The following is a 1203-nucleotide window of genomic DNA, read 5'->3' on the forward strand; positions in this document are numbered from 1 at the left end:
CGCGAATGAATCGCGGTATGACGGTGTAGATGATGGTTAAGTATCCCGCTGCTTGTTAGCGGGATCTATGTTAAGGTATAGTAGGGGGATCTATGTTAAGAGATACCGCGAATGAATCGCGGTATGACGGTTAAGTAAGGTGTCATTCCAGTGCTCCTTTTTTTGTCATCCCAGCGTCACGCGTTGGTTTCAACATTATATCATGAACTTTCTAAAATTCATTGAACTGTGCTTTCAAACGGTAGTGCCGGGGTGTGAGTATAACGATTATCAGTATATAAAAGTCATAGCAGACAGGCTGGAAGCAGCGAGCGCTGGTGAAGTGAAACGAATAATATTCAATATGCCTCCGCGCTCGATGAAGTCCATGTGCATAAGCGTTGCGTGGCCCGCATGGATACTGGGAAACCAACCAACTGCGAGAATAATAGTTGCAAGTTATTCTCAGCGGCTCAGCGAAAAGCACTCGCTCGACACCAGGTGCGTGATGCAGTCTAGTTGGTATAGAGCGCTATTTCCAGAGATAGAACTATCCAAAGACCAGAATACCAAATATAAATTTCAAACAGTGCAGAGAGGATACAGAATCGCAACATCAGTTGGCGGAACACTAACTGGTGAAGGTGGTGATTTTATCATTGTGGACGATCCGCTCAGTTCTGCTCAAGCTTTGAGTGAAACGCTTAGAAAGCGTGCCACAAACTGGTTTGATCAGACTTTAGTAACCAGGCTGAACGATAGAAAAAAAGGAGTCATCGTTCTTGTAATGCACAGGCTACACCAGGAGGACTTAACTGGACACCTTCTCTCCAAGCCAAAAAACATATGGCATCATATTTGTTTGCCAATGATTTCTGAAAATAAGCAGGTTATTTATTCAATCAAAAAGCCAATGCCTCCCGTTCCTGTCATCCGAGTAGCTCAGCACTGTGCGACCAGGCGATTATATAATAAACCAGCGTCACCTGTAAGGATATTATATTCAAGAGAAGAAGGTCAGTTGTTATATCCCCTCGATGGAGGAAAAGAAGAAGTTGAGATAATAAAAGCTGAACTTGGGAGTTACGCTTTTGCTGCTCAATATCAACAAAACCCTCTGCCGCTTTCAAGTGGTATAATTAAACCAGAGTGGTTGAGAGGTTGTCCGGAAACTAGTAAATTCAAGCATATTCCCTCTTTAACATAACCCTACTCATAGCTAGG

1 pseudogene is annotated in these 1203 nt (G+C 43.3%); it reads left to right on the forward strand.

Features of this window, described 5'->3' with window-relative positions:
• Positions 1 to 202: 202 nt before the first annotated feature.
• Positions 203 to 1138 (forward strand): annotated as a pseudogene (locus tag OZD62_RS01800) (phage terminase large subunit); the annotation flags it as partial.
• Positions 1139 to 1203: the final 65 nt, after the last annotated feature.

It is taken from the genome of Wolbachia endosymbiont of Drosophila seguyi (genome assembly GCF_028981765.1).
GTDB classification, from domain to species: Bacteria; Pseudomonadota; Alphaproteobacteria; order Rickettsiales; family Anaplasmataceae; genus Wolbachia; species Wolbachia pipientis.